The organism is Aneurinibacillus sp. UBA3580, assembly GCF_002375825.1.
Taxonomy (GTDB): Bacteria; Bacillota; Bacilli; order Aneurinibacillales; family Aneurinibacillaceae; genus Aneurinibacillus; species Aneurinibacillus danicus.
Window position 1 is genome coordinate 10,623 of the sequence record NZ_DFMZ01000092.1, and the last position, 9,423, is coordinate 20,045.

The following is a 9,423-nucleotide window of genomic DNA, read 5'->3' on the forward strand; positions in this document are numbered from 1 at the left end:
GCTCTTCTTCTCTGTATACTATCCGAGACTACGAAACAAAATTATCGGCTAGCGGAGACGTCAAAATTCCGATTAAAATTAAGAATCTTGTCGCGCCAACCGGTCCGAATAATCATTATCCCGGCGTGTATAATGGCGAAACAAATGTCCAGATATCTATAGATTTACGATATTTTCATAATGACAAAGACGGTGGCAAATTCTATACCAGCTTTAAAACCGGGAAGGTTAAAATGTTTGCCGACCGACTGATCCTGGACTTTCCCAAGGATACCTACGTGCACAATACAAGCATGAGCACGCTTTTACCTGAACAGGATATTCTGGTGCAGGTCAACCAGCGCCCAGCCAGTACACAAGAATATATGTTTATCAGCCAAAGTTATACTATCACTGATAAATATGAAAGAAACGATACAAAGCCAAGCCAATCAGGAAACATTACACTTAAATATGATGCCGATGTGGCACCGGAAGTAGCTATGCATAATATTTCTGTCGTGCAGAGGAAGGACAACAAATGGATACCGATCGGCGGGGTCGTGGACAGTAAAGGCCAAACGGTGACGGCACCTATTGATGAATTCGGTGAATATGCCGCCGCTATTACCTATAAAACATATAAGCTTGATAACTTGAATAACTGGGCCAAACCGTATGTGCTTGCCCTTGCTTACAAAGGCGTTATCCAGCCGGATATCTACCTGTTTGACGGACGCCTGCTAGAAGATTTGGATGCGGAGATTACGCGGTTTGATTTCATTATGATGCTTGCCCGGGCCAAGGGGCTAAAGCCGATTTCGTATACCGGCTATTTTACCGATGTAAATAACGCTACATATGGCAAAGCCAGACGGGGATACGATGGAACCGGCTATTTGATGAGCGCCATTAAAAACGGATTTGTTCAGGGTGAAACATCGAACGTTTTTGGAAACGTTCTGGAACCGGAACGGCCGCTCACACGGGAAGAAGCTGCCGTATTCATGGCACGCGCAATGAATCTGAAAATCCCGACATACTCAAATTTGGATAAGGTGAAAGAAAAATTGTCGCAGACATACTATGACGCTCCGCTCATCTCGGACTGGGCGGTGCCTTACGTGGATATGGTGACAAAAGAAAAGCTGATGCAGGGCAATCTGAATTACTTTAAACCGCGCCAGAAACTTACTGTAGCGGAAGCCAGCACGCTTGTCTACAATATGATGGACAAAATGAAACTTTTCGGAAAATAATAGAATGAGGGCAGCATATATACGCTGCCCTCATATTTTTTCTTCTATAATCTAGTATCTTGTCTTGATAGCACTGCGAAGCATATTCCACACCGGGGCAGAGTTGATGCCAAGACGCCAGATGGCAATTCCATTCAGACTCTCCCGCTTGGCTACACCTACTTTTGCAAGCAGTGTTTGTGGTGTTTCATAAGCGGTCATAATGCCCAGTACCAGTTTCTCCTTAGGCACCATCTTCTTTGCTTCGCGAACCGCGGCGGTAACTTTATCGATGGGTTCAGGTTTTTTCACGGTTTGCGGATTGTATTCATACGCCATGATTACGATTCGATCAGCCAACATACCAAGCGCTTTATAATCGTACGCCTGATAAGAACTATTTGGTGGATGCAAGCTTAGCGTCAATCCAATTCCGCTGCCTGCGCTGGTGCAGCGGTAAAACTCCCACCGACCAGCATCGTGCAGGCCAAAAAATATACTATGATTTTTTTCATTGTAGCCTCCTATTTCCCCTATGAAATCATATCTTTATATTTAATAGAAAAAGCCCGGTATAATAGACTCACCAAAAAAATTTAGAAAGATTCTAATACCTCAAAAAACAGGCGCACAATCTGCTATCCACATCAAAACGCAGTGAAGAACCCGGAATGTGATACAATAAAATAAGATCGCCGAAAGATATAAGGAGGTATACGCATGAAACTTACGATTGACCCTAATGCTATAGCATGGTTCCGCAAAGAAATGGACATCGAACCCGGGGACGCCGTCCGCTTCTTCGTCCGCCTTGGCGGATGCAGCACCGTGCAGAGCGGATTCTCGCTCGGCGTCGCCAAAGAACAGCCAAAAGAAATCGGCGTCTCGACCATAGAAGACGGCGTAACCTTCTATATCGAAAAAGAAGACGCCTGGTATCTCAATAATTCAGAGTTAACCGTTACGTACAATACAGAACGGGATGAGATCGAATTCCATTAAGGAGCCGGTGTTCGCGTCTGGACGGAGGTTCTATGTACGTGCCCCCTTCTGCCGTCCAGACGAACCCGCTCACCCGTCTTGAATCGTTTAAGCGCCCCCCTTACGCACATGACCGCCGGAATACCGACCTCCCGTGCCGTAACGGCTCCATGCGACAGCGGACCTCCGGACTCGGTAATAAGCCCTTTTGCTTTATAGAACAACGGCGTCCAGGCGGGATTGGTCGTGCGCGCAACGAGTATCGCCTGGTCCGGCATATTTGCGAAGTCTTCCGGCCCACGCACGACATAAATGACTCCCTCGCATTCCCCGGGACTGCCCGGAATGCCGCGCAGCAGTCCTTCGCTCTCTTCCCCGTCGTTTTCCCCTGTAGGCATACCTTCCCCTTCCTTCGTTAAATCCCACGTCGGTTCCTGTTCGTATGCGCGCAGATAGGCTTCCTTGCGAAGTGCAATTTTTTCCCGCATTTCTGCGGACAGCTCAAACGAATCAATCGACTCTAGCTCTTCTTTCACCAGGAAAAACAAATCGTACGGATCGGTCAGTTGTCCTGCATTTACTAATTTGGTTCCGAGCGCTCCCACCGCTCTGCGCGCCAACAAATTCACACGCGTAGTCTGGAAGTGCTCAAGGTCATCAATATACGTATAGGTAAGCGTCAGCCGTACCAGCTCATTCACGAAATAACGCAGCGACTTAGGCGACAGCTCGAGCAGCTCCTGTGTCGCTTTCAAGCTAACCATCTTGCCCAGCTTTTCCTTTTTCCCGGCTTTTTCCTGCTTGCCGGACGTAGCTGCCAGATGGATTAAATCGAGGACGACCTCCGGCGCTTCCGCCCAGGTAGGCTTATAATAATCGAAGCTGATTTCCCTGTGCCCGTAGTTGTCGATAAAAGAGCGGAAGGAAGCCGCAAAATCGGGGAAGCGGTCCAGCCCGGCAAGCGCCCGCTTTCCTCCTTCAGCAAGCAGGGACATAAGCTCCGGCGTCCGCTTGGCTTCCTTTGCCAATTCGTACAGCTCCCGGTTAATCTGCCCGGTCTTCGTCCCGGAAGCGGTAATAATCTGCTTCAGCATCGTCTGCGCCTCGTATAAGTCCCCTTTCACCGCCGCGATATACTCAAACAATGTCCGCGTCAGGAAACCCTGTGTCATGGAAATTGCGATATTCGGAAGGAAATATTCTTTTGCTGTACTAAATAGCTCCTTAAAATAGCGCTGGAAATCAGGAGCGGAAAATCCGTCAAACGATACGGCGCCAAGCTTGCCGACACGGATTAGATAAGTATCCAGGTCCCGCATCCATGCGTTCGGCAGCTCCATCACCCAGCGGAACTTCTCTTCAATAAACGTCAATTCATCGACAAGTGTATCCACTGTCCGCAGTTCGATGGGCTTGTTCAGAGCAAGCAGCCTGACAGCGTTCTGATTGCCATATACGTAGCAATTTCGCAATGCGAACCAGGGACGCGTAGGCAGATGTACGTTCATCAGCCGTAAAGAGTGTTCAAGTGAAGCATTGAACGCATCTTCTACGTATGACCAGGTAAGAGGCGTAAGCGGCTCGGGAAAACGTTCCGCTGATTCATCCCTCGTAAACCGGGGTGGAATCGTGGTTTGCGGCCGGGCTTGAAGGATATACAGCCGTCCATCGGCATAGGCCCACTCTATGTCCTGCGGCGTCTGAAACTCACGCTCAATCTTTTTTGCCACACCTGCGATCTCCAGTATTTGTTCATCGGAGAGGCAGGGAGTTTCCCGGTATTCCGGCGGCAGCAACCGTGTCTTAACACCTCGCTCGGCCGGTACGACATAGTATTCCTTCTCACTAACCCGACGCTCCACAATCCTGCCCTGCGACGTATCAACCACCCAGGAGTCGGTTACCGCTTCTCCGCCTACAACCGACTCGCCCACCCCATAATTGCCTTCGACAAGCACATAATCGAGATTGCCGCTTACCGGGTCAACGGAGAACGCCACACCTGCCGTCTCCGCCGCAATCATGCGCTGAATGACAACCGCCATCGATGCCCCTTCCTGGGAAAAGCCCTGGTAGCGGCGGTAAAGCACGGCATGCTTTTGCCAAAGAGAAGCAAAGCATTCCCGCACCTTTTCCGCCACCTCGTCCGCGGTCACATTAAGAAACGTCTCATGCTGCCCGGCAAACGCAGCGCCTGCCAAATCTTCATAAGTAGAGGAAGAACGCACCGCATAACGGGTCTCTGCCGGGAAACGGTGTAGATGCTCTCTCAGTTCACTCGCAAAAGCTTCCGGCAACGGCATACTGCTAACTTTCTCTGCCATCTCCTCGCACTGCTCCCCCAGTTTCGCCTCATCTTCATACGTGAATGCAGGCGGTGCCGGGTAATTTTCCCGGTAGAAAGAAGCGCCGACAACCACTCCTTCCGGAACGTTAAAACCGAACGCCGTCAGCTGTTTGAGATGATGTCCTTTTCCCCCGTCTTCTTCAATATTTAACAAACGTTCAAATCCGGTAATGTAGGTCATACCTCTCCGTCCTCTCCATTTTATTTTTGTAGACCGATTTCGCCAGATGGTAAGAAACGATGCTGAAGAAGGCGCCGACCAGCAAATCGATAAAATAGTGGTAGCGCAGATAAACGGTAGAAAGCACAATAAACACAAAAGGCAAAAGATACACGTAAAATACGCGCCGATGATTGGCATAGTAGAACATCAACAGAAACAAGCCCACGCCAACATGCAGGCTCGGGAATACATCATACCTGGCCGAACCCGCTTTGACGATTTCCCGATTCCAATCTGTAAAGAAATAGCCGGTCAAATCCTGCGTATAGGCAGAAGCAAAATGAACGAACGGACCTTCACCGGGAAGCAGCGTATATCCGGTAATTCCGATTCCATACAGGGTAAAGAGTCCTGCGCACAGCAGACAAAACTTATCCAGCGAGCCCCAGAACCCGTAAGCGATAAATGTGGAAAACAAAGCCACGAGGAAAGAAAAGTAGCCGATACTCATCATCTCGGTGAGCGGTTGGCTATACCAGCTCTGCATGAGGATACTCAAATCGCCGCCCACAAGCATGCGGTCTATCCCGGCCAGCAATCCGTCAACTGGTTTCATCCCCCAAATGGGAATGATCTCTTTGATGCTTGTGAAAGCAAAATTCATCATAATGATATTCCAAACAAGCCGAAACCGGTTGACGATGGGTGAAAGCGAACGCTGTCCGTAATGGATAAGAAACCCGTACACGCCCAACACGGCGATATACATGACAAACCATTTTCCGAAATGGCCTGCAACCGCCAACCGGATAAGAATCTGAAGAAAAAGCGCCCCCATAAAATACTCATGGAGCAAAATCCGCCGAAAATAAAACGGTGCCAGATGATGAACCTTTATGTTCATTTCATAAACCCCTCACAAAACAAGAGAATCGCCTGCCGTTCTTCATATGATCGGTTACGCCCTCTCACTCCGGCGCGCCGCCAGACATCCAACAGCCAGCATCCAACACCGGTTAATCCCGCATAACCGATGAGCAGCCAGCCTGCCATAGATAACGGGCAGAATAGCAGAGCCACTAGTATGTATATGACCCATTGGAGCACAAAAAGCGGAGTCCCGACTAAAATTCTCCATAAAGCAATTACATTCCTGTCGTCCGCCATTTTCCTAGCCGCCGCATATCCGCCCGCAAGCGGGAGCATATTTAACATAAGCGCCAGCAATATAAGCGGGGACAACAGCCAATAGACTGCCGCAGAAGCCCAGCCCCCCCTCCGCGCTGCCAGCGGTGCGCCCTGATAACGCGCAGAGTCTGCGGCTTGATATAGGCGAAGAAATTCGCCCCTCTTCTCTTCCGGAATCTTTCGCTCTGCCCACATACGGCACAAGACGAGATGCGACCTATCCGTAACCCCATGGTACCGGAGCATCGTAGCGAACGCTTCGCCAATCCGTTGGTCCTGTTCATTCGCGAAATTCTCGGTGATCTCCATAAGGCTTTGCCTGATGGTTTCGGTCAACTCCGTCAAATTACGCGCCTCATCTTTAGTGACACGTACAGGTTGGCCGACATGAATTTCTGCCGCACTGCGAAAGCGCCAGCCTTCCTCGTAATGCAAACCGAGTGGAACAATCGTCAGTTCGCTGTCTTCTCCCGCTTCTTCGAGAAGCATGCGGCAGATAAGGGCTGCACCTTTCTTAATAGGGAGCAGAGATGGTCCAAGCTTGCTTGTGCCTTCCGGGAAAATAAGAACCGGCTCGCCACGCCGCATCACGCTGGCCGCTTCTCGCATCCTCTCCCGGTTCCATGCCCTCTGTTCTGCTGTCTCCGCCCTGCGGTATACTTCGATTTGGCCACCGAAAAACAGGCGCAGGAACCAGGAACCCGTTAGATTCCTGCCGACAATCGCGCGGCATGCAGGCAGCGCTTTCAATAACACGTATCCGTCGATTGCTCCGTTCCGATGATTGCTGACAAACAGCGTCATTCCTGAAACGGGAATACGCTCTCTTCCATACACACGAATATCACAAAAATAAAAAAGCGCCAGCAGCAGGCGAAATCGATTTAACCACTGCAAATCAGATACTCCCCTCCTCTCCATTTTTCTTTTTAAAAATATGAAATATTACTAATGGTGTTTTCCAATATAACACAGAACGGATAGAAAATAATTATTTTATCTGGAATTTTTTGTGCAAAAAAAATGGAGAAACATAGAAAATTTAGATATTGACCGGAAATATATTCTGCTTTATCATAAAGATAACAAAAGATTCTCCAAAGGGGAGTAGCTATACAGCAAAGTCGTCATTCCGAGACCTGTGTCTCCGGCTTTGTTGGCAACATGACTGTTGTTAGCAAGACCTTTGCCGATTCGGGTAAAGGTCTTTTTGATTTGTTTGAGACCTTTATCCAACCGGGTAAAGGTCTTTTGCTTTGGTCAAAATATCGAATATAAAGGGGCTGATGATGCATGGAATTTTTCTCGATGGAATTCTTTTCCGCACTGCTTGCAATATTGGTGATAGACCTGGTACTTGCCGGCGATAATGCAATTGTCATCGGTATGGCTGCGCGCCGCTTGCCGAAAGAACAGCAGAAGAAAGTCATCATTTGGGGAACGGTCGGAGCCATTGTGATTCGCATGATCGCTACACTGATCGTGGTCTGGCTGCTGGAAATCCCCGGGTTGCTGCTGATCGGCGGATTTCTGCTTGTCTGGATTGCGTACAAATTGCTGACGGAAGAAAAAAGTCACGATCACATTAAAGCGGAAGAAAGCCTGTGGGCCGCAATTCGCACCATTATCATCGCAGATGCGGTCATGGGACTCGATAACGTGCTGGCAGTAGCAGGGGCGGCACACGGCAGCTTCCTTCTCGTAGCGCTTGGCCTCCTGATCAGTGTTCCGATTGTTGTCTGGGGAAGCACGCTGATTATCGGCTGGCTCGAACGCTTTCCATCCTTGATTTATGTCGGAGCAGGCGTACTTGCGTGGACGGCAGCTAAAATGATTGTCGATGAGCCGTTTATTGCCGGCTATTTCGCTGAAAATCCCATAGTGAAATGGAGCTTTACCATCGTACTCATCGCAGGCGTACTTCTTGCAGGAAGACGCAAAAAACAGCAAAAAGCGGCAACCAACTCCTAAATTGAATATGGGCGTCGGCATACATGTCGGCGCCTACATTATTTCCACCCCTTGCCAAAGAACGGCTTTGCCTATACACTCGGGGAAAAGAATCATTTCCTTATATTTTTTGTACCAGGAAAGGAGTCATACGTATGAAACGAACGATTGCTTTTGTGCTGGTTCTCCTGACTTCTTTGTTTTCGCTTACTCCTATAGGACTCGCCGATTCCCCCGTGACCTCTACCCCGTTCTCCGAAGCGTATCAGGACATCGACCTCGTACGGTACGCCGCAGAGCAAGGCACCATGGATAAGAAACTCGCCGCATACCTTGCTTCCGTAAAAAACCCGATTGATGTAAAGGCCTCTATCATCAATGCGCTTTCCTGGAACACGGAAGGAAAGACCAACGCCGACATCTATGCTTCGCTCATCTACAAAAAGCCTGTAAAATCGCTCGACACAACTATGCTTAGCGGCGAAGAGCTTTTTGTGGTAGGCTATTTATTGCTGATGGATGATTATTTTCATCCGCTCAAAGCCCTTCCGTATCTTGAGAAAGCCAGGCAGAAAAAACCGAACAGCTTTACTATCGCCATCATTCACGCCATTGCCAGAGCCCAGCAGGGCTTTAACTGCGATGTGCAGAAAAACATCGATAACATTATGCACAATCCCAAACTAACACGCGAACTGCGGCAGGATGCAATCAAAATCATCACCGACTATCTCGATTTATACAAATCCGATATATGCGAAGAAAAACCGACAATACCGCCCCCGGTTACCGTTACGGCCACACTGAAAAACAATGCGGTTCAGCTTACCTGGACGCACAGCCAGCGCCAGGATAAACTCGATGGCTATTATGTATACCGGCAGCAAAGCGGCGAAGAAAGCACCAAAATCCCGCTTACCGATTTTCCGATACTGAAGAATACGTACACTGATGCAAACATTGAGAACGGTGCTACATACACCTATACCGTTCAGGCGATTTACAGCGATGGCATGAAGACACCCATGTCCAAGCCTGTCAGCATCCGAGCTGGCACGTCTGAAAAAACCAAAACCATCATTCTGCAAATCGGAAACAAATACATGACCGTAAATGGCGCAAAAAAAGAAATCGATCCCGGACGCTCCACGGTTCCAGTCACCAGGAACGGGCGCACCTTGCTGCCGATCCGGGCATTAATTGAGGAAATGGGCGGAGAAGTTGAGTGGGATGCCCATCAGGAGAAGATTTCAATTTATGCGCGGGGCACGCGGATAGAGCTGTGGTTAAACGAGAAAACAATAATGGTTAACGGATTACGGCATACCATTGATGTGCCGCCCCAGCTAATCAAAACCAGGACAATGGTTCCGCTCCGCTTCATCACGGAACAGCTGGATTGTGATGTGGAATGGGACGGGAAAACCCAAAAAGTAACCATTCATCTGGCACCTTAGCTTAGGAGAAGGAAAAGAGAAGAAAGAAGGAGAAGAAGATTTTTAATGTAGAAAAAGGTGAACGCCTTTTTCTTCCTTAGATCTTTTTTCTCTCTCCTTCCTTCTTTATTTCAGGATTTT

At 48.8% G+C, this 9,423-nt stretch carries 8 protein-coding genes; 4 read left to right on the forward strand and 4 right to left on the reverse strand.

Annotated elements, in window-relative coordinates; translation table 11 throughout:
- On the forward strand, window positions 1-1,238 hold a 1,238-nt coding region (locus tag B2899_RS13485; RefSeq protein WP_286886493.1), incomplete at its 5' end, for an S-layer homology domain-containing protein.
- Window positions 1,239-1,289: 51 nt separating this feature from the next.
- Here the strand turns inward: B2899_RS13485 and B2899_RS13490 are convergent.
- The gene (locus B2899_RS13490) at window positions 1,290-1,643 is read right to left on the reverse strand and encodes a hypothetical protein (RefSeq protein WP_286886495.1); all 354 of its coding nucleotides are present in this window, start codon (window positions 1,641-1,643) and stop codon (window positions 1,290-1,292) included.
- 294 nt (window positions 1,644-1,937) lie between these two features.
- Here B2899_RS13490 and B2899_RS13495 point away from each other — a divergent pair, with 294 nt between their 5' ends.
- Entirely contained in the window at window positions 1,938-2,219 is a 282-nt protein-coding gene (locus B2899_RS13495) for a HesB/YadR/YfhF family protein (protein ID WP_146811190.1), read from the forward strand.
- Here B2899_RS13495 and B2899_RS13500 read toward each other — a convergent pair.
- The 3 genes from B2899_RS13500 to B2899_RS13510 are packed head-to-tail and all read right to left on the reverse strand — an operon-like array spanning window position 2,216 to window position 6,793.
- Complete coding sequence (locus B2899_RS13500) at window positions 2,216-4,726, reverse strand: PEP/pyruvate-binding domain-containing protein (protein WP_286886497.1); 2,511 nt, start codon at window positions 4,724-4,726, stop codon at window positions 2,216-2,218. The genes B2899_RS13495 and B2899_RS13500 overlap by 4 nt on opposite strands.
- A complete protein-coding gene (locus tag B2899_RS13505; protein WP_146811188.1) occupies window positions 4,704-5,612 on the reverse strand; it encodes a phosphatase PAP2 family protein in 909 nt (302 codons plus the stop codon). Before B2899_RS13505 ends, B2899_RS13500 begins: the two co-directional genes overlap by 23 nt.
- Complete coding sequence (locus B2899_RS13510) at window positions 5,609-6,793, reverse strand: 1-acyl-sn-glycerol-3-phosphate acyltransferase (RefSeq protein ID WP_286886498.1); 1,185 nt, start codon at window positions 6,791-6,793, stop codon at window positions 5,609-5,611. The genes B2899_RS13505 and B2899_RS13510 overlap by 4 nt, the downstream gene beginning before the upstream one ends.
- A 396-nt stretch (window positions 6,794-7,189) precedes the next feature.
- Between B2899_RS13510 and B2899_RS13515 the strand changes: the two genes are divergently transcribed.
- On the forward strand, window positions 7,190-7,867 hold the full coding sequence (locus tag B2899_RS13515; RefSeq protein ID WP_286886500.1) for a TerC family protein: 678 nt from the start codon (window positions 7,190-7,192) through the stop codon (window positions 7,865-7,867).
- 134 nt (window positions 7,868-8,001) lie between these two features.
- Entirely contained in the window at window positions 8,002-9,303 is a 1,302-nt protein-coding gene (locus B2899_RS13520; protein WP_170230314.1) for a copper amine oxidase N-terminal domain-containing protein, read from the forward strand.
- The last annotated feature ends 120 nt before the right edge of the window (window positions 9,304-9,423 follow it).